This is a genomic window from Klebsiella sp. MPUS7, assembly GCF_009905335.1.
Taxonomy (GTDB): domain Bacteria; phylum Pseudomonadota; class Gammaproteobacteria; order Enterobacterales; family Enterobacteriaceae; genus Klebsiella; species Klebsiella grimontii.
In genome coordinates, this window is record NZ_CP047604.1 from 4,024,507 (window position 1) to 4,046,951 (window position 22,445).

The following is a 22,445-nucleotide window of genomic DNA, read 5'->3' on the forward strand; positions in this document are numbered from 1 at the left end:
TAATTAATCGACGTTCAGCGCGTCATTGACCAGATCTTGTTGCTGTTTCTGGTGAACGGACAGGTATCCTACCGCCGGAGAGGCGGAGGCCGGGCGGCCTGCATAACGCAGAGAGGCCCCAAACGGAATCACTTCACGGAAGTGATGCTGGCTGCAGTACCACGCGCCCTGGTTGAGCGGTTCTTCCTGGCACCAGACAAAATCATGCACGTGCGCATAGGGTTTCAGCGCTTCCTGTACCGCCTGGTGCGGGAACGGGTAGAGCTGCTCTATGCGAACGATAGCGACATCTTTTTGCTCTTTCTTGCGGCGCTGTTCCAGCAGGTCGTAGTAAACCTTACCAGAGCACAGCACAACACGCTTCACGGCTTTCGGGTCGAGATCGTCGATTTCACCGATTGCCGGCTGGAAGGTGCCGTTCGCCAGTTCGTCCATGCTCGACACCGCCAGCGGGTGACGCAGCAGCGATTTCGGCGACATCACGATCAGCGGGCGACGCATACCGCGCAGCGCCTGACGACGCAGCATATGGTAAACCTGCGCCGGCGTGGACGGTACGCAAACCTGCATGTTCTGCTCGGCGCAGAGCTGCAGATAGCGTTCCAGACGCGCGGAGGAGTGCTCCGGTCCCTGGCCTTCGTAGCCGTGCGGCAGCAGCATCACCAGACCGCACATACGGCCCCACTTCTGCTCGCCGGAGCTGATGAACTGGTCGATAACCACCTGCGCACCGTTAGCGAAGTCGCCGAACTGCGCTTCCCAGATGGTCAGGGTGCGCGGCTCCGCGGTAGCGTAGCCATATTCAAACGCCAGTACCGCTTCTTCCGACAGTACGGAGTCCCAGACTTTGAAATGGCCCTGGCCGTTGTGGACGTGCTGCAGCGGCGTATAGGTTGAACCATTTTTCTGGTTGTGGATCACCGCGTGGCGGTGGAAGAAGGTCCCGCGCCCGGAGTCTTCGCCGGACAGACGCACCGAAATGCCTTCATCGACCAGCGTAGCGTAGGCGAGGTTTTCCGCGCCGCCCCAGTCGAACAGCTTCTCACCGGCGGCCATTGCCTGACGGTCGCCGTAGATTTTCGCGACGCGCGACTGCATCTCAACGGCTTCCGGCACCGTACTGATGCGTTTCGCCAGCTCCTGCAGACGCTTAGGTTCAACTTTATCCGGGTAGCTCTCATCCCACTCGTGGTTGAGGTACGGGGACCAGGTAAAGGAGTGCATGTTCATCGGACGCCACTCCTGCACCACGCATTCGCCGGCATCCAGCGCGTCGCGGTAGAGGTTCACCTGCTCGGTAGCGTCTTCCAGCGTCGCGACCTTATCGGCTTCCAGCTTGTCAGCGTAGATTTTGCGCGGGGTCGGATGCTTTTTGATTTTCTGGTACATCAGCGGCTGGGTCGCGCTCGGCTCGTCGGCTTCGTTGTGGCCATGACGGCGGTAGCACACCAGGTCGATGAAGACATCGCGTTTGAAGGTATTACGGAAATCCAGCGCCAGGCGGGTGACGAAAGCCACGGCTTCCGGGTCATCGGCATTAACGTGGAAAATCGGCGACTGAACCATCTTACCGATGTCGGTGCAGTACGGGGTAGAACGCGCATCCAGCGGGTTGGAGGTGGTGAAGCCAACCTGGTTGTTGATAACGATGCGTACGGTACCGCCCACTTCGTAACCGCGCGCTTTGGACATGTTCAGGGTTTCCTGAACCACGCCCTGGCCGGTAACCGCAGCGTCGCCGTGAATAGTGATCGGCAGAACTTTGTTGCTGCTCGGTTCGTCGAGACGATCGAGACGCGCGCGTACGGAGCCGATAACCACCGGGCTGACGATTTCCAGGTGCGACGGGTTAAACGCCAGCGCCAGGTGCACCAGACCGCCTTCGGTTTCCATATCGGACGAGAAGCCCATGTGGTACTTCACGTCACCGGTACCAAGGTGCTCTTTATGTTTACCGGCGAATTCGTCGAACAAGTCCTGCGGTTTTTTACCCAGCACGTTGACCAGTACGTTCAGACGACCGCGGTGCGCCATGCCCAGCACCACTTCGCGGGTGCCGCTCTTACCCGCGTGGCGGATAATCTCTTTGAGCATCGGGATCAGCGCATCGCCGCCTTCCAGCGAGAAGCGTTTAGCGCCCGGGAATTTTGCGCCGAGGTAGCGCTCCAGGCCTTCCGCCGCGGTCAGCTCGCTGAGGAAGCGCTTTTTCTCTTCGGCGCTAAAGCTCGCTTTGCCCGCTACCGACTCAATACGCTGCTGGATCCAGCGTTTTTCTTCGGTAGAGGTAATGTGCATATATTCCGCGCCGATGGAGCCACAATAGGTCTGCTTCAGGGCGGAGATCAGATCGCCCAGCTTCATCGTGTCTTTACCGATGGCAAAAGAGCCTACGTTATAGATCTCCTGGAAATCGGCCTCGGTCAGATCGTGGTAAGCCGGATCGAGATCCGCCACTCTCTCTTGCTGCCACAGGCCCAGCGGATCGAGATTCGCATGCTGGTGACCACGGAAGCGGTATGCGTTGATGAGCTGCAGGACTTTAACCTGCTTCACATTGGTGTCAGGGTCGGAAATCGAAGAAGTGTAACGCGAGGCATCCTTCGCCAGGCGGCGGAAATAATCACGCGTTTTGGAATGAAATTGATCCGGTTTGACTCCGGTGCCAGGTAACTGCTGGAACATAGAACGCCAGTTGGCGTCAACAGAGTCAGGATCGGTTAAGAAGTCTTCATAGAGCTGTTCTATCCAGCTCTGGTTCGAACCAGAGAGGTAAGAAGAGTCCAGCCAGGCTTTCATTGCGCCGTTCTGCATCGTGATCCCTTAAGCATTTATATGCTTATTTCGCCGTAGAAACTACCACGCACAGAAGTTGTACGTGCCGGGGTTCACTTTTTGCGGAGGAGTTGTGGTTTCGTCCGCTAAGGAACCTTTAAAAACTGTCTAATAATCTTCTTTGTTCAGGCTGCGACTGTGTTGCGACCCTCACTCACTCCGGTCACATCGTTCACTATGCTCCCGGAGATTCGTTCTGCTCGCGCCTTGTCTCGCGCTGAACATCTCGATTATTACTATTAATGTGGCAGTTTTTAGAGGTTTCCTGCTATATCCCCCGGCGGCGCGAACGCTTGCCGGGGCAACTGCTTCGGGTAGCCCGGATAAGCGATAGCGCCATCCGGGACAGACCGGGTTGCTTACGCACTGCGCTGCAGCAGCATCGACTTAATATGGCCGATGGCGCGCGTCGGGTTCAGCCCCTTAGGACACACACTGACGCAGTTCATAATGCTATGACAGCGGAATACGCTGAAAGCATCGCTCAGCCCTTCGAGGCGCTCGCTGGTTTCGGTATCGCGGCTGTCGATCAGGAAGCGATACGCGGCCAGCAGGCCAGCCGGGCCGATAAACTTGTCCGGGTTCCACCAGAACGACGGGCAAGAGGTTGAACAACATGCGCAGAGAATACACTCGTACAGACCATCGAGTTTCTCACGCTGCTCTGGCGACTGCAGATGCTCGCGAGCAGGAGGATTTTGCCCATTATTCAACAAGTAAGGCTTAATCTTCTCATATTGTGCATAGAATTGCCCCATGTCTACCACCAAATCACGGATAACCGGTAATCCTGGCAGCGGACGGATAACAATTTTCTTGCCCGGCTGATTCAGCGCCGAGATCGGCGTGATGCACGCCAGACCATTTTTCCCGTTCATGTTCAGACCGTCGGAGCCACATACCCCTTCACGGCAGGAGCGGCGGAACGACAGCGACGGATCTTTCTCTTTCAGCTGGATTAACGCATCCAGCAGCATCATGTCACGACCTTCTTCCGCTTCGAGGGTGTAGTCCTGCATGCGCGGAGCATCGTCTACGTCCGGGTTATAACGATAAACTGAAAACTCGAGTTTCATATTCCTGTCTCCGCATTAATAAGTACGAATCTTCGGCGGGAATGCCGGACGCAGCTTCGGTTCCATATTGACGCTACGACGCGTCATGGATTCCGACTCTGGCAGATACAGGGAATGGCACAGCCAGTTTTCATCATCACGATCCGGGAAGTCGAAGCGGCTATGTGCACCGCGGCTTTCGGTACGGTAGTTCGCAGACATTGCGGTGGCGTAAGCGGTTTCCATCAGGTTATCCAGCTCCAGACACTCAACGCGCTGAGTGTTGAACTCGCTGGAAGTATCATCCAGGCGGGCGTTTTTCAGACGCTCGCGGATCGCTTTCAGCTGCTCAAGGCCCTTCGCCATTGCGTCCCCTTCGCGGAATACCGAGAAGTTATGCTGCATACACTCTTGCAGCGCTTTGCGGATTTCGACCGGGTCTTCACCATTGCGGTTGCCGTTCCAGCGGTTCAGACGTTCCAGCGAAGCATCGATCTCGTCATCCGTCGCATCGCGCAGTACGCCCTGTTCGGCGATAGACTCCTGCAGATGCAGGCCCACCGCGCGGCCAAAGACCACCAGGTCAAGCAGCGAGTTGCCGCCCAGACGGTTCGCGCCGTGTACCGATACGCAGGCGATTTCGCCTACCGCGAACAGCCCCGGAATCACCACGTCTTCGCCCTGCTCGTTAACGGTCAGCGCCTGGCCGCTCACTTTGGTCGGAATACCGCCCATCATATAGTGGCAGGTTGGGATAACCGGAATCGGCTCTTTCACCGGGTCGACGTGAGCAAAGGTACGAGAGAGTTCCAGAATACCCGGCAGACGGGATTCGAGAACCTCTTTACCGAGATGGTCAAGCTTCAGCTTGGCGTGCGGGCCCCAAGGACCGTCACAGCCGCGACCTTCACGGATTTCGATCATGATGGAACGCGCCACCACGTCACGACCCGCCAGGTCTTTCGCGTTCGGCGCATAACGCTCCATAAAGCGCTCGCCGTGTTTATTCAGCAGATAGCCGCCTTCACCGCGGCAGCCTTCGGTCACCAGAACGCCCGCACCGGCGATACCGGTCGGGTGGAACTGCCACATTTCCATATCCTGCACCGGAACGCCGGCGCGGATCGCCATACCCACGCCGTCGCCGGTATTGATATGAGCGTTGGTGGTGGACTGGTAAATACGGCCTGCGCCGCCGGTCGCCAGCACGGTGGCGCGAGCTTTAAAGTAAACCACTTCACCCGTTTCGATGCACAGGGCGGTACAGCCGACCACCGCGCCATCGGCGTTTTTCACCAGATCCAGCGCGTACCACTCGGAGAAAATAGTGGTGTGGTTTTTCAGGTTCTGCTGATAGAGGGTGTGCAGCAGGGCGTGACCGGTACGGTCAGCCGCCGCAGCGGTACGTGCCGCCTGCTCGCCGCCGAAGTTTTTCGACTGGCCGCCGAACGGACGCTGATAAATAGTGCCATTTTCGAGACGCGAGAACGGCAGACCCATATGGTCCAGCTCCAGAATCGCTTCCGGGCCGGTTTTACACATATATTCGATGGCGTCCTGATCGCCAATGTAGTCCGACCCCTTGACGGTGTCGTACATATGCCATTCCCAGTTATCTTCATGGGTATTACCGAGCGCGACGGTGATGCCGCCCTGCGCGGAAACGGTATGGGAACGGGTCGGGAAGACTTTGGAGAGCAGCGCACAGGTCTGGCCGCTTTGGGAAATCTGCAGCGCCGCGCGCATACCTGCGCCGCCGGCACCGATCACAACTGCATCAAATTCTCTGACTGGCAATTTCATTACACACCCCACACCACAACAAATCCATAAAGAACGTAAGCCACCAGCGCAACAACGATCAGCAGTTGCAGAATTAAGCGCACGGCCAGTGGTTTAACGTAGTCCGTTAACACCTGCCACATCCCAATCCAGGCGTGGATCAGAATGGAAACGAGAGCCAGCAGGGTGAAGACTTTAGTGAACGCGGAGGAGAAAAAGCCCGTCCAGACTTCCCATGAAATTTCACCGGTGGTGGCAAAAAAGCCCACCATATAGATGATGTAGAGGGTCAGAACGATAGCGGTAGCACGGACCAGAATAAAGTCATGTACGCCGTTGCGTCCTAGTGCTGAGGCGTTGCTTACCATACGAGGACTCCTGCGAGAAGTGAAAGCACGACAGTAATAACAAAAGAAATTTTGGCGGAGCGTGTCCCTACTTCGAGGGTTTCTTCAAGGTAGCCAAAATCCATCAGCAGGTGGCGAATACCGACCACCGCGTGATACGCCAGCGCGGTCAGGATGCCCCACATGATGAACTTCACAAAGAAGCTATCCATAATGGATGCCGCAGTGAGAAAACCTTCGGGAGAGGAAAGGCTGGTGCCCAGCAGCCAAAGCAGAATCCCGACCGCCACGAAGGTGATCACTCCGGATACGCGATGGAGAATGGACGCTATCGCCGTGATTGGGAACCGGATCGTTTGCAGATCCAGATTGACAGGTCTTTGTTTTTTCACATTTCTTACCATGAATAACGCCCACATGCTGTTCTTATTGTTTCCTTCCTCCGGTCTGCTTGCGGGTCAGACAGCGTCCTTATCTATAACTAAAAGTCATGTTAAAACGCCTTTTCAGGAGTTAAAGCGTGACAAAATAACGCTGGGTGGCTCGGGATTGCAGGGTGTTCCGGAGACCTGGCGGCAGTATAGGCCGTTCACAAAATCATTACAATTAACCTACATATAGTTTGTCGGGTTTTCTCCCGAACAGTGATCAATGTCACGATAACAACATATTTTTAATTTTTAATCATCTGATTTGACAAATATTAAACATTATTGTTACAACCATTACCAGATAAATGCAATAATACGCAAAAGTTATGGGGTCACTCTTTTACCTGAGAATAAGTTATGCAACAGTGAGAGAGTATTGACCGATGTAATCAGGACAGTTATTAGTGGTATATAGTTTTAAAATATTCGGGCTGCTAAAACGCTGATTTGCTGTTGTTTCATCGTAGGCTGAAGTCGTACCATCAAGCGCCCTTGCTCTGTACCCTGCCCCTTTCGCGACGCAGAGCGATGTGCAACATAACAAACTGGTAACGTCATCTGCTACGGGCCGAATGCAAATCCACCACCCGGCAGTCTTAAGCAATAAAGGCGCTAAGGAGACCATAAATGTCTGATGCTAAAGCAAAAATCACCCTGGGTGGTGATACTGCTATCGAACTGGATGTGCTAAAGGGCACTCTCGGTCAGGATGTTATTGATATTCGTAGTCTTGGTTCAAAAGGCGTATTTACTTTTGACCCTGGTTTCACCTCAACCGCATCCTGCGAATCTAAAATCACCTTTATAGACGGTGATGAAGGTATCCTGCTGCACCGCGGTTTTCCGATCGATCAGTTAGCAACCGACTCCAACTATCTGGAAGTATGCTACATCCTGCTGAACGGTGAGAAGCCGACCCAGGCCCAGTACGACGAATTCAAAACTATCGTTACTCGCCACACTATGATTCACGAACAGATTACCCGTCTGTTCCACGCGTTCCGCCGCGATTCACATCCGATGGCCGTTATGTGCGGTATCACCGGTGCGCTGGCCGCCTTCTATCACGATTCGCTGGATGTGAATAACCCACGCCACCGCGATATCGCCGCATTCCGCCTGCTCTCCAAGATGCCGACTATGGCGGCAATGTGTTACAAATATTCTATCGGCCAGCCTTTCGTTTATCCGCGCAACGACCTCTCCTACGCGGGTAACTTCCTGAATATGATGTTCTCCACGCCGTGTGAAAAATATGAAGTGAACCCGATTCTGGAACGCGCCATGGACCGTATCCTGATCCTGCACGCCGACCATGAACAAAACGCTTCGACTTCCACCGTGCGTACCGCCGGCTCTTCCGGCGCCAACCCGTTTGCCTGCATCGCTGCGGGTATTGCCTCCCTGTGGGGACCGGCGCACGGCGGCGCCAACGAAGCGGCGCTGAAGATGCTCGAAGAGATCAGCTCCGTTGAGCACATTCCGGAATTCGTCCGTCGCGCGAAAGACAAAAACGACTCTTTCCGCCTGATGGGCTTTGGCCACCGGGTGTACAAAAACTACGACCCGCGCGCCACCGTTATGCGTGAAACCTGCCATGAAGTGCTGAAAGAGCTGGGCACCAAAGACGATCTGCTGGAAGTGGCCATGGAGCTTGAGCACATCGCGCTCAACGACCCGTACTTCATCGAGAAGAAACTTTACCCGAACGTCGATTTCTACTCCGGTATCATCCTCAAAGCGATGGGCATCCCATCCTCCATGTTTACCGTTATCTTTGCGATGGCGCGTACCGTGGGCTGGATTGCGCACTGGAACGAAATGCACAGCGACGGCATGAAAATCGCCCGTCCACGTCAGCTGTATACCGGCTATGAAAAGCGCGATTTCAAAAACGATATCGCCCGCTAAGTCGGCTATCGCTACGACAAAAAACGCGCCTTCTGGCGCGTTTTTTTATTGCTGGCATCCCGGGCACCAGTAAAACGGCCGCGACGACAGCATGGTCCTCTCGATAATCCCGCCGCAGCGCTCGCAGGCCTCCCCTTCGCGATGAAAAACCTTAAAGCGAAACAGCGCGCCGTGGTGCTTATTCTCATCGGCCAGACCGCGGGTGTTGTAGGACAATCGCGGGATCTCCAGCAGCGCATGCGCCAGCGCATCGAGCTGTTTTTCATCCAGTTCTGAGGCTTTATGCCGCCCGGTCAGCCCCACCTGCCAGAGGATCTCCACGCGCAGATAGTTGCCTAATCCGGCAAGAAACGCCTGATCCAGCAGCAGACCGGAGAACTGGCGGTTGCGAAATTTCGCCGACAGCAGCCGCGCTTTAACCTGTTCAACGCTAAGGCGCATATCGAGCACATCCGGCCCGACCCGCAGCAAAAATGGATGGCGGGCGAGCTGCTCGGGCGTCAGCATTTCAATATCGGAGGCGCTGTAGAGCAAAATCGCCCTGCGCGCGGTCTGCAGCCGGACGCGCAGAACGCGCGTCGTTTCAGGCTGCTCTCCCGCGTCCACCACTCGCCAGACGCCGTACAGCTGATTGTGACTATACAGCGTTAGCCCGCCGGAGAAGTGGGTCAGCAGCGCCTTGCCGCGAGTTTCAATGTGCGTCACTCGCTGGCCGACCAGCTGAGATTGGTATTGTTGTAACTGCGGGAAGGCGAACCACGCCCCGGTCAGGGGTTCGCCTTTAATCGCCGCTTCCAGGCTATCCGCCGCGCGGCGAATTTCCGGACCTTCCGGCATAATCTTATCCTTGTGTTAATGCGTTGCGCCGCCGCCGACTTTCACGTCCCCGTCCTGCTGCAGGGCAACGGCGATAGCCGTTTCCAGCGCCGCACGCACCGTGTCTACCGCCATACTCGCTTCGCCGGGGTGAGCCGCGGCCTGCTCCGGCAAATACGGTATATGGATAAACCCGCCCTTCGCGCCGCTGCGATGACGCAGGCTATGCAGCAGGCCATACATCACGTGATTACAGACAAACGTCCCCGCCGTCTGCGACACCGACGCCGGAATGCCTTTGCTCCGCAGGGCGGTCACGATCGCTTTGATCGGCAGCGTGCTGAAGTACGCCGCCGGGCCTCCGGCTACGATCGGCACGTCGATCGGCTGCAGGCCTTTATTGTCCGGGATCCGCGCATCATCGACGTTGATCGCCACCCGTTCAACGGTGATGTCGACGCGACCGCCCGCCTGGCCAATCGCCAGCGTTAAGACAGGTTTCAGCTCATCCAGCGCGGCGTTCAGCGCCGTAAGGGCGTCGCCAAAGACGCACGGCAGCTGCCGCGCCACCACCGGCTGCCCGGCGATGATAGCGCCGTCCAGCCGCTTTACCACTTCCCACGAAGGGTTAACCGCTTCGCCGCCAAACGGTTCAAAACCGGTAATCAGTACGCCAGCCATGATCCCTCCTTACAGGAACATCAGGAAATAGAGCAAAAATACGTTCACGATAAGCAGCATAACGCCGGTCGGCACCTGGGCTTTGATCACCGCGTTTTTATCCGGCAACTCCAGCAGCGCGGCCGGGACGATATTGAAGTTCGCCGCCATTGGGGTCATCAGGGTCCCGCAGTAGCCGGAGAACATGCCAATTGCCGCCATCACCGCCGGGTTACCGCCGTGCTGCAGCACCAGAATCGGGATCCCGACGCCCGCCGTCACGATGGGAAACGCGGCGAAAGCGTTGCCCATCACCATCGTCAGCAGCGCCATACCCAAGGTATAGACGGCCACGGCGATAAACCGGCTGTCTACCGCCAGATAGTGCTGCGTCAGCCAGGAGATGCTATTGCCGACGCCCGCGGCGGTAAACAGCAGCCCGAGCACCGCGAGGATCTGCGGCAAAATAAACGCCCAGCCCACGGAATCCAGCAGGCGACGAGCTTCCTGCAACGGCTGCGCCGCCGTTTCATGGGTCATGCGGATAGCCATCACCAGGCCGAGCAGCGTACCTGCGGTCATTGAAAACAGCGTGATCAGCGTGGCGTGATTGCCCGGACCAAAGATAGCGATCTGCAGCGAGGGGAGATTATTAAACAGCAGCACGCCGATCACCGTCACCACCGGTATCGCCAGCGCCGGGAAAAACAGCCGGTTGCCAAGACGCGCGGCGCTGGCGGTACGTTCTTCCTGCGAGCGCTGATGATAGCGACCGAGGCGCACGCCGCCAAAACCGGCGATCAGCGCCAGTACCACCACCACCACGCCAACGCCGATATTGACGGTGCGCTTGTCGCCGACCAGCTCATAGGTCCAGTCGCCAAACAGAAACACCAGGCCGTACAGCCCCCAGAACAGGCCGGTTGTCAGCCTGCGCGGGTTGGCCTTATCGCGCCATGACATCACCGCTACCACCAGCAGAACGACGCCCGCCAGCCAGTAAAGCCAGGTTTGCTGAAAATTCATACGGCACCGCCTTTCGCCTGGCCGGCGTTAACCTTGTCCAGCTCACGCTGGAGATGGCGGTCGAGGCGCCACAGGCGGGCGGAGTGGATCAGGAAAGCGCAGACCGCCGTGGGGATCCCCCACAGGGCGATGTGCAGCGGCTCGGTCTGAATGCCGCCCGACTCCAGCATAAAGTTATGCATAAAGATAATCGCGCCGAAGGCGACGAAAATATCTTCCCCGAAGAACAGGCCGACGTTATCGGTCGCCGCCGACATCGCGCGCAGGCGATAGCGGACCTCGCCAGGCAAGGCGCCAAAGTTTTTCTCCGCCGCCCCTTCCGCCATCGGCGCCAGCAGCGGGCGCACCATCTGCGGATGTCCGCCCAGGCTGGTGAGGCCCATCGCCGCGGTCACTTCACGCACGAACAGATAGACGATAAGCAGACGACCGGCGGTGGCGCTGCGGATCTTCGCGATCCACATCTGCGCGCGCTCTTTCAGCCCGTGCCGCTCCAGCAGGCCAATCACCGCCAGCGGCAGCAGCAGAATAAACGGCAGGTTGCGGGTATTGAGAAACCCTTCACCCAGCTTTTCCAGAATGGTCGCGATCGGCATATGCGCCGTCAGACCGGTGATGATCCCGGAGACAATAACCACCAGCACCGGGTTAAAACGCAGAACAAATCCGACCACGATCGCCGCAATGCCGATCAGTGGCCAGAGAGATAATGACTCTCCCATAGTAACATCCTGTATGTTGTTGTGAGTTGTTGTCTAATTTTAAGAAATTGATTTTATTGTTTTTATTCTTGCACTTCCGCACTGACCTGTATATTGCGCCCGGCAAACGCCGCGCGCAAGCGGCGCGCAAAATCCAGCGCGTGCTCGCCGTCACCGTGCAGGCAGACGGTTTCCGCCACCACGTGCGCCCATTCGCCGGTGATACTGCGCACCCGGCTGTGCTGCACCATTTCCAGGGTTTGCGCCAGCGACTGTTCTTCGCTTTCGATCAGCGCGCCGGGCTGGGTACGCGGCACCAGGCTGCCGTCCGCCAGATAGCCGCGGTCGGCGAAGACCTCCTGGCGAGTGGTCAGCTGATAACGCTGCCCGGCGCGAATCAGCTCGCTGCCCGCCAGGCCCACCAGCACCAGACCCGCGTCAACGTCATATACCGCTTTGGCGATAGCGTCAGCTAGCTGCGGATCTTTTGCCGCCTGGTTATAGAGCATACCGTGCGGCTTGACGTGCCGCAGCTCGCCGCCCTGAGCGCGCACCAGCGCCGCCAGCGCGCCAACCTGATACAGCGTTTGCGCATAAACCGTTTCCGGCGGCAGCTGCATCGCCGTACGGCCAAAATTTTCCCGGTCGGGAAAGCTGGGATGCGCGCCCACCGCGACGCCATATTTCAGCGCTTCGCGGACGCACTGCAGCATCATTAGCGCATCGCCCGCATGGAAACCGCAGGCGATATTGGCGGAAGAGACCAGCTGTAGCAGCGCGCTATCGTTGGCGCAGCCTTCGCCGAGATCGGCGTTTAAATCAATCTTCATCGTTAAGTCTCCATGCCAGTTGTTCAAAGTAACGTTGCCTGTCGGCGCGCGCTTTCAGCGCTTCCTCCAGGGAGCAGGGAACAAAGTGGATCGGTTGTCCCAGCGGGATCTGCGCCAACTGGTACATGTCGGCTTCGATAATGGTCGCAATCCGCGGATAGCCGCCGGTGGTCTGCGCGTCGTTCATCAGTACGATGGGCTGGCCGTTATGCGGAACCTGCACCACCCCAGGCAGCAGGCCGTGGGACAGCATCTCGCGATCGGTCATTCGCTTCAGCGGTTGCCCCTGCAGGCGGTAGCCCATGCGATTGCTCTGCGGGCTAAGCCGCCACGGCGAACGCCAGAAGGCGTCCTGCGACACGCTATCGAACTCCTGGTACTCCGGCCCGGGCAGCGCGCGGATGCGGTTGCCGATGGGCAGCTGCTTCACGCCGCGCGGTCCGCGGAACTGCTTATCCGATTTCCCCAGCTTCAGCCGGTCGCCGTCCTGCAAGCGTCGCCCTTCCAGGCCGCCAATTCCCACTTTCAGGTCAGTGCTGCGCGAACCCAGCACCTTCGGCACCGCAATTCCCCCCGCCACCGCCAGATAGCTGCGCACGCCGTGCTGGGGATTCTTGAGCACCAGATGCTGCCCGGCCTTGACCGCCGTTCGCCAGCCCACCCATACCGGCTCGCCATCGAGCTTCGCCTCGCAGGCGGCGCCGGTCAGCGCAAACCAGCCGCTACGCTCAAACTGAATATCCACCTGGCCCAGGGTTATCTCCAGCGCCGCGGCGTTGGCGCCGTTACCCACCAGCAGATTGGCGGTGACCAGCGCCGGCTTATCCATCGCGCCGCAGCGGCTGATGCCCAGCTGACGCAGCCCTTCACGCCCGCCGTCCTGCACCGAGGTATACATTCCGGCGCGGATAATTTTTAACATACGCCCTCCTTTTGCGGCACGAAACGCACTCTGTCGCCGGAACGCAGCAGCACCGGTTCCTTGCGCTTCGGATCAAATAGCGCCAGCGGCGTACGCCCCAGCAGCTGCCACCCCCCCGGCGTCGCCAGCGGATAGATCCCGGTTTGCGCGCCGCCAATACCGACGGACCCGGCGGGCACCAGCAGGCGCGGCTCCGCCCGTCGCGGCATCGCCAGCTTTTCTGGCAGGCCGCCGAAATACGGGAAACCCGGCTGAAAGCCGAGGAACCACACCACGTACTCCACCGACGAATGCAGCTCAACCACCTGCTTCTCGCTCAGGCCGCTGTGGCGGGCAATTTCCCCCAGATCCGGTCCGTATTCGCCGCCGTAAACCACCGGAACCGACACCTGCCGCGATTCCGGTTCGAGCGTATCGCACTCCTCCCACCAGAGCTGCAGGCGCTCAATCGCATCCCACGCCGTCTGCTGCGGATTACGCAATATCACGGTAATGTTGTTCATACCCGGGATGGCTTCCACCACCTCGGTATGGCCTACCAGCCGCTGGGCTAACCGCCAGATCCGCTTCTGGCTTTCGAGCGTTACCGGCGGCTCAAGCTCCAGTACCACTGCCGTTTCACCTAACAAATAACAACGCGCTCGCTGCACTTTTGCCTCCGTTCATCAAGCCGGGTTGGGGATATCAATAAACGTGACGTCCAGTTCGGTATTTTCCGTTAGCCATTCGCTTAACGCGCGAATTCCGCCGCGCTCGGTGGCATGGTGCCCGGCGGCGTAAAAATGCAGCCCCTGCTCGCGCGCCGAGTGGATGGTTTGCTCTGAAACCTCACCGGTAATAAACGCGTCGACGCCAAAGCGGGCGGCGCTGTCGATAAAGCTCTGGCCGCCGCCGGTGCACCACGCCACGCGAGCGACTTTGTCCGGCCCGGTGTCGCCGCACCACAGCGGTTTGCGTCCCAGCCGCGCTTCAATCCACGAAGCCAGTTCCAGACCCGATACCGCCATCGACAGTTCGCCCCACGGCACCAGCGGCTCGATTTCGCCCATCACGTTGATGCCGAGCAGCGACGCCAGCTGGGCGTTATTGCCCAGTTCCGGGTGGGCATCAAGCGGCAGGTGCCAGCCGTAGAGGTTAATGTCGTTAGCCAACAGCGTTTTGAGGCGGTTGCGCTTCATGCCGCGAATCACCGGCGATTCACCTTTCCAGAAGTAGCCGTGATGGACGATCACCGCATCGGCCTCCAGGCGCACGGCTTCATCCAGCAGCGCCTGGCTGGCGGTTACGCCGGTGACGATTTTTTGTATCGTCTCGCGCCCTTCCACCTGAAGCCCATTGGGGGCGTAATCACTGATGGCCGCGCTATTCAGCTTTTCATTAATCAGTTGTTCCAGTTCACTATTTTTCATTGCCGCTCCACCAGGTCATCATTCTATGCAGAGGGATAACATAACGGTATCCGCCCGGTCAGTCGATAGTTCTGCCGCTTCGCCGTCCATTTTGACTTTTCGCGAAATCCCGCAATTTGTCTACTCCCTCCTTCGCGCATTCGTGTATATTTATGCACTATTACAGCATATTAAATAACCAGAAAGCCTATAACGCCATGAATATCGCTAGTTAATAGCTATTCATGCAGAAAGATCGACTTTCTTTTTTATGGCAGGACGAAGCATTACATGAACACACAATCCTCACAGCCGCGGGCGATTTATTACGTCGTCGCGCTGCAAATCTGGGAATACTTCAGCTTTTACGGCATGCGCGCGCTGCTGATTCTTTATCTCACCAATCAGCTCAAGTATGACGATAATCACGCTTATGCGCTGTTCAGCGCCTACTGTTCTTTAGTTTACGTCACGCCGATTCTCGGCGGCTTCCTGGCCGATAAGCTGCTGGGCAACCGCATGGCGGTGATGCTCGGCGCGCTGTTGATGGCCATCGGCCATCTGGTGCTCGGCGCCAGCGAAATCGCCCCCACCTTCCTCTATCTGTCGCTGGCGATTATTGTCTGCGGCTACGGGCTGTTTAAATCCAACGTCAGCTGCCTGCTCGGCGAACTGTATGAACCCACCGACCCGCGCCGCGACGGCGGTTTTTCGCTGATGTACGCGGCGGGCAACGTCGGGTCTATCATTGCGCCAATCGCCTGCGGCTACGTGCAGGAGGAGTACAGCTGGGCGATGGGCTTTGCGCTAGCGGCGGTAGGCATGATCGCCGGGCTGGTCATTTTCCTCAGCGGCAACCGCCATTTCCGCCATACCCGGGGCGTCAATCGCGAAGCGCTGCGGGCGCGGAGCTTTGTTTTACCAAACTGGGGCTGGCTGCTGGTGCTGCTGATCGCCGCGCCGCTGCTAATCACCGTGCTGTTTTGGCAGGAGTGGTCGGTCTATGCGCTGATTGTGGCGACGGTTATCGGCCTGGCGGTACTGACGCGGATCTACCTGCGCGCGGAGACCGCCGGGCAGCGTAAAGATCTGCGGCTGATTATGGTGCTCACCTGCTTCAGCCTACTGTTCTGGGCCTTTGCGCAGCAGGGCGGCAGTTCCATCAGCCTGTATATCGACCGTTTCGTTAACCGCCATTTTATGGGCTATGAAATACCGACCGCGATGTTCCAGTCGGTCAACGCCTTTGCGGTGATGCTCTGCGGAGTGGTGCTGGCGTGGCTGGTGAAAGAGAATATCAACGGCAACCGTACCGTGCGCATCTGGGGCAAGTTTGCGTTGGGCCTCGGCCTGATGAGCGCCGGGTTCTGCATCCTGACCCTCAGCGCCCGCTGGTCAGCCGCCTATGGCCACTCCTCGATGCCGCTAATGGTATTGGGTCTGGCGGTGATGGGCTTTGCCGAGCTGTTTATCGACCCGGTTGCGATGTCGCAAATCACCCGCATTCAGATCCCCGGCGTGACCGGCGTGCTGACCGGCATTTATATGCTGCTCTCCGGCGCAATCGCCAACTATCTGGCGGGGGTGATTGCCGACCAGACCTCGCAGGGGTCGTTCGACGCCGCCGGGGCCATCAACTACTCGATTAACGCCTACATTGAGGTGTTCAGCCAGATAACCTGGGGCGCGCTGGCCTGCGTCGGCCTGGTGCTGGCGATCTGGCTGTATCACTCCGTTAAGATCAGGGCTCGTCGCCTGGCGATGGAGTCTTAAGTTCTCTGGCGGCTTCCCAGGCCGCCAGCGTCTCCAGCCGCGCCTGCTTGTGGTCAACAATCGGGCGCGGATAATCCAGCTTTACGCCCTGCTTTTCCGCCCACAGCCACGGTTGATGCACCGCTTTCTCTGGCACTCCGGCCAGCTCCGGCAGCCAGTGACGAATAAACCGCCCCGCTTTATCGAAGCGTTCTCCCTGGGTCGTCGGGTTAAAAATACGAAAATAGGGCGCGGCATCGGTACCCGTGGAGGCCGCCCACTGCCAGCCGCCGTTATTCGCCGCCAGATCGCCATCAATAAGCTGTTCGATAAAGTAGCGCTCGCCCAGCCGCCAGTCGATTCGCAGGTCTTTCACCAGGAAGCTGGCGACAATCATCCGCAGGCGATTATGCATCCACCCTGTGGTATTAAGCTGACGCATGGCGGCATCGACAATCGGGAAACCGGTTTGCCCGCGCTGCCAGGCCTGAAGCGCGGATTTATCATCCAGCCACGCCACGTTATCGGTCCAGCCGATAAAAGGGCGACCTTTACACAAGTTTGGGTAGTAAACCATCAGATGACGGTAAAACTCGCGCCAGATAAGCTCGTTGAGCCATACTGCCCCGGCTTCGCCATCCAGCGCCCGCGGCTGCTCAACCAGCAAACGGTGCAGGCACTGGCGCGGCGAGAGCGCGCCCACCGCCAGGCACGGCGACAGCCGGCTGGTTCCTTCGACGGCGGGAAGATCGCGCTGCTGTTCATAATCGGCGGCTTTTTGCTGGCAGAAACCGCGGAGCCGGGCGATAGCGCTTTTTTCATCCGCGGCGAACAGCTCGCTATCAAAGGGCGTCTGCGGATAGTCTATTTCCACATTAGAGGCGGCAGCGATGGGGCCACTCGCGCGGACTTTCGGCGCGGCGACGCACTCGGGCAGCGCTTCCTGTAAACGGCGAAGAAAGGCATTTTTAAACGGCGTAAACACCTTATACATTTCGCGATTGCCGGTCAGCACGCTGCCCGGCGGCAGCAGGACGCTGTCATCAAAACCCTGACAAGTCACTCCGGCCAGGGTATTTTCCACCGCGGCATCGCGCTGGCGTTCGTTAATTTCGTACTGATAGTTGTAAAACAGATGTGTGACCTGCTGCTGCCCGCAGAAGCTGGCGAGCCGTTTTACGCTGGCGGCAAAATCTTCCGCCTGTTCAACGTGCAGCGGGATCCCCTTTTCCGCCAGCGCCGCTTGCAGGCTGTGAAGGTGGCTGACGATAAATGCCGCCTGACGCGCCGCCATCCCGTGCTGGCGCCATTGCCCTGGCGTGGCGATAAATAACCCCAGCACCCTGGCATGGGGGTCGCGGCAGGCGGCAGCGAGCGCCAGATTATCGTGCATGCGCAAATCCGCGCGAAACCAGACCAGATGGGTGGCCATAACATTCCTTTCATCATTAAAATGGATACATACGACGTCTAAAACAGCTATCCCCCGGGCTTAGCCTGCGGGAAGTTAATAAGTGTAAGCCACTCCAGGCAAAAAAAAACCGCCGGATAAACCGGCGGCGTGATTGATAACAAAATTCTTAGGCGCAGCGCCTGCGCTTCAGCAGGCTTAGCCGTTCGGCCATCTGCAAAGGTTAATAAAAATCTGCGGAGGCCTTTTCCGCCTGCGCCATCCATACCGGCTGTTCGCTGGTTTTTGCCCACACGCGGTGCAGCCAGCTGTAAAAACGCGCGCGGTCTTTCCAGAACAGCATTACCGGCAGCGCCAGCACGCCAGCCGTCACGGCGAAAGCGCGACGCGCAAAGATGATATGAGCAGGATAAGTTTTGTACAACGCCATAATTTCTCTCCCCTTTGTCAGGCCGGCAAGCAAGGCCGGAAAAGTTACAATGTTTCTCTGCTTAAAATAGTACCGCTTTGGCTGTAATTTTACTACTCATCCGACCACTAAAAAGCGCCTATTTAGCTTTTATTTACATTCATCCGGTAACTTAGTTACAAAAAAGTTAAATTAACACTAATCATTAGTTAAATTGTGGGCTTGGTGATTTTTATATTTTTTTTACACCCCCGTCGCTGATTTTTGCGAAATCTTTGCGCCCGACTGCCTATTCTCCTCGTAAATCGAAAATACACCCGGAGGTGGATTGTGACTGCAGGCGTAATCGCTGGCGTAGCGCTGGTGTTCCTGTTGCTGGTTTATCTGGTTTATGCCCTGATACACGCGGAGGCATTCTGATGGCCGCTCAAGGATTTTTGCTCATTGCGAGCTTTATTCTGCTACTGATGATCCTGGCGCGTCCGCTGGGCGCGGCGCTGGCGACCATGATCAATGATGCCCCGCTACCGGGCCTGGCCGGTATCGAACGCGGTTTATGGCGGGCGGCGGGCATTCGTTCGCAGGAGATGAACTGGTATCAATATTTATTCGCTATCCTGCTGTTTAACGCGCTGGGACTGGCGGCGCTGTTCGCGCTGCTGACGTTCCAGGGCTCGCTGCCGCTCAACCCGCAGCATCTGCCCGGCCTGTCGTGGGACCTGGCGCTGAATACGGCGGTGAGCTTTGTCAGCAACACCAACTGGCAGGCCTATGCCGGTGAAACCACCATGAGTAGTCTTAGCCAGATGGCCGGGCTGGCGGTGCAAAACTTCCTCTCCGCCGCCACCGGCATCGCGGTGATCTTTGCCCTCACCCGCGCCTATGCCCGACAGAAAGTCAGCACCCTGGGCAACGCCTGGGTCGACCTGACCCGCATCACCCTCTGGCTGCTGCTGCCGATTTCGCTGCTCATCGCGCTGTTCTTTATTCAGCAGGGCGTACCGCAGAGCTTTTCCCCCAATCAGGGATTTACCTCGCTTGAAGGGGTACGCCAGATGCTGCCGATGGGGCCGGTGGCCTCGCAGGAAGCGATAAAAATGCTGGGGACCAACGGCGGCGGCTTCTTTAACGCCAACTCGGCGCATCCGTTTGAAAACCCCACCGCGCTGACCAACCTGGTGCAGATGCTGGCGATCTTTCTCATCCCGGCGGCGCTGTGCTTCGCCTTCGGCGAGGTGGTGGGCGACCGCCGTCAGGGACGCGCGATTCTGTGGGCGATGACGCTGATCTTCATCGTCTGCGTGGCGGTAGTGATGTGGGCGGAGACCCGCGGCAACCCGCATCTGCTGAGCCTTGGCGCCGATAGTAGCCTGAATATGGAAGGCAAAGAGAGCCGGTTCGGCATTCTCGCCAGCAGCCTGTTCGCCGTGGTCACCACCGCCGCGTCATGCGGCGCGGTCAACGCCATGCATGACTCCTTTACCGCGCTGGGCGGGATGGTGCCGATGTGGCTGATGCAGATAGGCGAAGTGGTCTTCGGCGGCGTGGGCTCTGGCCTGTACGGCATGCTGCTGTTCGTCATGCTGGCGGTCTTCATCGCCGGGCTGATGATTGGCCGCACACCGGAATACCTCGGCAAAAAGATCGACGTGCGCGAAATGAAAATGATCGCGCTGGCGATCCTCGTGACCCCAACGCTGGTGCTGCTCGGTACGGCGCTGGCAATGATGACCGAGGCCGGGCGCGCGGGCATGTTCAACCCCGGACCGCACGGCTTCAGCGAAGTGCTGTACGCCGTCACCTCCGCGGCCAACAACAACGGCAGCGCCTTTGGCGGCCTGAGCGCGGCGACGCCGTTCTGGAACCTGCTGCTGGCGTTCTGCATGCTGGTTGGCCGCTTTGCGGTGATTATCCCGGTGATGGCCATTGCCGGTTCGCTGGTGACCAAGAAAATTCAGCCCGCCGGCAGCGGCACGCTCGCCACCCACGACGCGCTGTTTATCGGCCTGCTGATCGGCACCGTACTGCTGGTGGGCGCCCTGACCTTTATTCCCGCGCTGGCGCTCGGCCCGCTGGCGGAACACTTTTCCTTACTTTAAGCGATTGCGGAGCAACCTGTTATGAGTCGCAAATCATTAGCCCTGCTGGAGCCGACGCTGGTGCGCCAGGCACTGCTGGACGCCGTGAAAAAACTGAGCCCTGCCGTACAGTGGCGTAACCCAGTGATGTTTATCGTCTGGATCGGCAGCCTGCTGACCACCCTGCTCGCTATCGCCATGGCCAGCGGGCATATCGCCGGCAGCGCCGGTTTTACCGCCGCCATTAGTCTCTGGCTGTGGTTCACCGTCCTGTTCGCCAATTTCGCCGAAGCGATGGCCGAAGGCCGCAGTAAAGCGCAGGCCAACAGCTTGAAGGGGGTCAAAAAGACCGCCTTTGCCCGTAAGCTGCGCGCGCCGCAGCACGATGCGCAAATTGACCACGTACCCGCTGAAGATCTGCGTAAAGGCGACGTGGTGCTGGTCGAAGCGGGGGATATTATTCCCTGCGACGGCGAGGTTATCGAAGGCGGCGCATCCGTGGATGAAAGCGCCATTACCGGCGAATCCGCGCCGGTTATCCGCGAATCCGGGGGCGACTTCGCCTCGGTGACCGGCGGGACGCGTATTCTCTCCGACTGGCTGGTGATCCGCTGCAGCGTCAACCCGGGCGAAACCTTCCTTGACCGGATGATCGCCATGGTTGAAGGCGCCCAGCGCCGCAAGACGCCGAACGAAATCGCCCTGACGATCCTGCTTATCGCCCTGACCCTGGTGTTCCTGCTGGCCACCGCCACCATCTGGCCCTTCTCCGCCTGGAGCGGTAACGCGGTCAGCGTGACGGTGCTGGTGGCGCTGCTGGTGTGCCTGATCCCGACCACTATCGGCGGCCTGCTGTCGGCTATCGGCGTCGCCGGGATGAGCCGCATGCTCGGCGCGAACGTGATTGCCACCAGCGGACGCGCGGTTGAAGCGGCGGGCGATGTCGACGTTCTACTGCTGGATAAAACCGGCACCATTACCCTCGGCAACCGCCAGGCTTCAGCGTTCCTGCCCGCGCAGGGCGTGGAAGAGAAAACCCTTGCCGATGCCGCCCAGCTCTCTTCGCTGGCCGACGAAACGCCGGAAGGCCGCAGCATCGTGGTGCTGGCAAAGCAGCGCTTTAATCTGCGCGAGCGCGATCTGCAATCGCTGCACGCCACCTTCGTGCCATTTACCGCCCAGACCCGGATGAGCGGGATTAACATCGACCAGCGGATGATCCGTAAAGGTTCCGTGGATGCCATTCGCCGCCACGTTGAGGCTAACGGCGGCCACTTCCCGGCCGATGTCGATAAACAGGTTGAAGACGTGGCGCGTCTTGGCGCCACGCCGCTGGTGGTCGCCGAAGGCGAGCGGGTGCTGGGGATTATTTCGCTGAAAGATATCGTCAAAGGCGGCATCAAAGAGCGTTTTGCCCAGCTGCGTAAAATGGGGATTAAAACGGTGATGATCACCGGCGATAACCGCCTGACCGCCGCCGCTATCGCCGCGGAAGCGGGCGTGGACGACTTTCTCGCCGAAGCGACGCCGGAAGCCAAGCTGGCATTAATCCGCCAGTATCAGTCGGAAGGACGGCTGGTGGCGATGACCGGCGACGGTACCAACGACGCCCCGGCGCTGGCGCAGGCCGACGTCGCGGTGGCGATGAACTCCGGTACCCAGGCGGCGAAAGAGGCGGGTAACATGGTGGACCTCGACTCCAACCCCACCAAACTGATCGAGGTCGTGCACATCGGTAAACAGATGCTGATGACCCGCGGTTCATTAACCACCTTCAGTATCGCCAATGACGTGGCGAAGTACTTTGCCATCATTCCGGCCGCCTTTGCCGCGGTCTATCCGCCGCTGGCGATGCTTAACGTGATGCATCTGCACTCGCCCTCTTCGGCGATCCTGAGCGCGGTGATTTTTAATGCGCTGATTATCATCTTCCTGATCCCGCTGGCGCTGAAGGGGGTGAGCTATAAGCCGCTGACGGCCTCGGCGATGCTGCGCCGCAACCTGTGGGTCTATGGCCTGGGCGGACTGCTGGTGCCGTTTATCGGTATCAAAGCGATCGACCTGTTACTGACCCTGACCGGGCTGATGTGAGGA

General features: G+C 58.5%; 20 protein-coding genes. 5 read left to right on the plus strand and 15 right to left on the minus strand.

What is annotated here, in order from left to right:
* Nucleotides 1-3 precede the first annotated feature (3 nt).
* The 5 genes from sucA to sdhC form a co-directional block, all read right to left on the minus strand.
* The gene (gene sucA / locus GUC22_RS18865) at nt 4-2,811 is read right to left on the minus strand and encodes a 2-oxoglutarate dehydrogenase E1 component (protein WP_004130528.1); all 2,808 of its coding nucleotides are present in this window, start codon (nt 2,809-2,811) and stop codon (nt 4-6) included.
* 380 nt (nt 2,812-3,191) lie between these two features.
* A complete protein-coding gene (gene sdhB / locus GUC22_RS18870) occupies nt 3,192-3,908 on the minus strand; it encodes a succinate dehydrogenase iron-sulfur subunit SdhB (RefSeq protein ID WP_004130526.1) in 717 nt (238 codons plus the stop codon).
* Nucleotides 3,909-3,923: 15 nt separating this feature from the next.
* The gene (gene sdhA / locus GUC22_RS18875) at nt 3,924-5,690 is read right to left on the minus strand and encodes a succinate dehydrogenase flavoprotein subunit (RefSeq protein WP_009651647.1); all 1,767 of its coding nucleotides are present in this window, start codon (nt 5,688-5,690) and stop codon (nt 3,924-3,926) included.
* Nucleotides 5,690-6,037: a succinate dehydrogenase membrane anchor subunit gene (gene sdhD, locus GUC22_RS18880; protein WP_004100278.1), complete on the minus strand. Its 348-nt coding sequence runs from the start codon at nt 6,035-6,037 to the stop codon at nt 5,690-5,692. Before sdhD ends, sdhA begins: the two co-directional genes overlap by 1 nt.
* Nucleotides 6,031-6,435 (minus strand): succinate dehydrogenase cytochrome b556 subunit, encoded by a 405-nt coding sequence (gene sdhC / locus GUC22_RS18885; RefSeq protein ID WP_004130523.1) that lies wholly within the window; start codon nt 6,433-6,435, stop codon nt 6,031-6,033. Before sdhC ends, sdhD begins: the two co-directional genes overlap by 7 nt.
* A gap of 639 nt (nt 6,436-7,074) precedes the next feature.
* Here sdhC and gltA point away from each other — a divergent pair.
* On the plus strand, nt 7,075-8,358 hold the full coding sequence (gltA, locus tag GUC22_RS18890) for a citrate synthase (protein WP_004100276.1): 1,284 nt from the start codon (nt 7,075-7,077) through the stop codon (nt 8,356-8,358).
* A gap of 45 nt (nt 8,359-8,403) precedes the next feature.
* Here gltA and nei read toward each other — a convergent pair whose 3' ends face one another.
* From nei to ybgI, 8 genes are all read right to left on the minus strand, one after another.
* Nucleotides 8,404-9,195 carry an endonuclease VIII gene (nei, locus tag GUC22_RS18895; protein ID WP_004133438.1) on the minus strand — a complete coding sequence of 264 codons (792 nt, stop codon included), beginning with the start codon at nt 9,193-9,195 and terminating at the stop codon, nt 8,404-8,406.
* Between the two features lie 15 nt (nt 9,196-9,210).
* Nucleotides 9,211-9,855 (minus strand): pyroglutamyl-peptidase I, encoded by a 645-nt coding sequence (pcp, locus tag GUC22_RS18900; RefSeq protein WP_024358784.1) that lies wholly within the window; start codon nt 9,853-9,855, stop codon nt 9,211-9,213.
* A 9-nt stretch (nt 9,856-9,864) separates the two neighbouring features.
* Nucleotides 9,865-10,860, minus strand: coding sequence for a DUF979 domain-containing protein (locus GUC22_RS18905; protein WP_049088759.1), 996 nt, complete (start codon nt 10,858-10,860; stop codon nt 9,865-9,867).
* Nucleotides 10,857-11,582, minus strand: a complete 726-nt coding sequence (locus tag GUC22_RS18910; protein WP_024358785.1) for a DUF969 domain-containing protein — start codon at nt 11,580-11,582, stop codon at nt 10,857-10,859. Before GUC22_RS18910 ends, GUC22_RS18905 begins: the two co-directional genes overlap by 4 nt.
* A 62-nt stretch (nt 11,583-11,644) precedes the next feature.
* Nucleotides 11,645-12,391 (minus strand): 5-oxoprolinase subunit PxpA, encoded by a 747-nt coding sequence (gene pxpA / locus GUC22_RS18915; RefSeq protein ID WP_004132170.1) that lies wholly within the window; start codon nt 12,389-12,391, stop codon nt 11,645-11,647.
* Entirely contained in the window at nt 12,381-13,313 is a 933-nt protein-coding gene (gene pxpC / locus GUC22_RS18920) for a 5-oxoprolinase subunit PxpC (protein ID WP_024358786.1), read from the minus strand. Before pxpC ends, pxpA begins: the two co-directional genes overlap by 11 nt.
* A complete protein-coding gene (gene pxpB, locus GUC22_RS18925) occupies nt 13,307-13,963 on the minus strand; it encodes a 5-oxoprolinase subunit PxpB (protein ID WP_004132173.1) in 657 nt (218 codons plus the stop codon). The genes pxpC and pxpB overlap by 7 nt, the downstream gene beginning before the upstream one ends.
* Before the next feature lie 15 nt (nt 13,964-13,978).
* Nucleotides 13,979-14,722 carry a radiation resistance protein YbgI gene (gene ybgI / locus GUC22_RS18930; RefSeq protein WP_024358787.1) on the minus strand — a complete coding sequence of 248 codons (744 nt, stop codon included), beginning with the start codon at nt 14,720-14,722 and terminating at the stop codon, nt 13,979-13,981.
* A gap of 270 nt (nt 14,723-14,992) precedes the next feature.
* On the opposite strand from ybgI, the gene dtpD reads away from it, so the two are divergent.
* Nucleotides 14,993-16,474, plus strand: a complete 1,482-nt coding sequence (gene dtpD / locus GUC22_RS18935) for a dipeptide permease DtpD (protein ID WP_004132624.1) — start codon at nt 14,993-14,995, stop codon at nt 16,472-16,474.
* Here the strand turns inward: dtpD and phrB are convergent.
* Together phrB and GUC22_RS18945 are read right to left on the minus strand one after the other, a co-directional pair.
* The gene (gene phrB, locus GUC22_RS18940; RefSeq protein WP_064342357.1) at nt 16,443-17,885 is read right to left on the minus strand and encodes a deoxyribodipyrimidine photo-lyase; all 1,443 of its coding nucleotides are present in this window, start codon (nt 17,883-17,885) and stop codon (nt 16,443-16,445) included. The two genes, dtpD and phrB, sit on opposite strands and share 32 nt — an antisense overlap.
* A gap of 202 nt (nt 17,886-18,087) precedes the next feature.
* Entirely contained in the window at nt 18,088-18,297 is a 210-nt protein-coding gene (locus GUC22_RS18945) for a YbfA family protein (protein ID WP_162626030.1), read from the minus strand.
* Between the two features lie 306 nt (nt 18,298-18,603).
* Here GUC22_RS18945 and kdpF point away from each other — a divergent pair, with 306 nt between their 5' ends.
* The 3 genes from kdpF to kdpB are packed head-to-tail and all read left to right on the plus strand — an operon-like array spanning nt 18,604 to nt 22,442.
* The gene (gene kdpF / locus GUC22_RS18950; RefSeq protein WP_049250631.1) at nt 18,604-18,693 is read left to right on the plus strand and encodes a K(+)-transporting ATPase subunit F; all 90 of its coding nucleotides are present in this window, start codon (nt 18,604-18,606) and stop codon (nt 18,691-18,693) included.
* Nucleotides 18,693-20,372, plus strand: coding sequence for a potassium-transporting ATPase subunit KdpA (gene kdpA, locus GUC22_RS18955; protein ID WP_024358789.1), 1,680 nt, complete (start codon nt 18,693-18,695; stop codon nt 20,370-20,372). The genes kdpF and kdpA overlap by 1 nt, the downstream gene beginning before the upstream one ends.
* Before the next feature lie 21 nt (nt 20,373-20,393).
* The gene (gene kdpB / locus GUC22_RS18960; protein ID WP_024358790.1) at nt 20,394-22,442 is read left to right on the plus strand and encodes a potassium-transporting ATPase subunit KdpB; all 2,049 of its coding nucleotides are present in this window, start codon (nt 20,394-20,396) and stop codon (nt 22,440-22,442) included.
* Nucleotides 22,443-22,445: the final 3 nt, after the last annotated feature.